Here is a 345-nt window from a genome sequence, read left to right on the forward strand (position 1 = left end):
TCGGGCGTCGCGGCCTCGATGGGCACGATCGCGTCGGCGCCCGTCCCGCCCGGCGCCGACGCGATCGTGCCCATCGAGGCCGCGACGCCCGACCGCTTCGTCGACGAGGCCGCCACCGACGCCGTCGTCTCCTTCGCCGCGCCCGTGGATCCGGGTGCGTACGTCCGCGCGCAGGGCAGCGACCTCGCCGCGGGCAGCGTGCTCGTCGTCGCGGGCACGCGTGTCCTCCCGGCCCACTGGGGCGTGCTCGCCTCTGCCGGCGTCGCAACGGTCGCCGTGCGTCGCCGACCGGTCGTGCTCCTCCTCTCCACCGGCCTCGAGCTCCGCGGGCCCGGCGAGGAGCTC

At 77.7% G+C, this 345-nt stretch carries 1 pseudogene; it reads left to right on the top strand.

The features are described from left to right. Positions 1 to 345: pseudogene (locus DZG00_RS16640) on the top strand (gephyrin-like molybdotransferase Glp); the annotation flags it as partial.

This window comes from Clavibacter lycopersici (assembly GCF_003576405.1).
GTDB lineage: Bacteria > Actinomycetota > Actinomycetes > Actinomycetales > Microbacteriaceae > Clavibacter > Clavibacter lycopersici.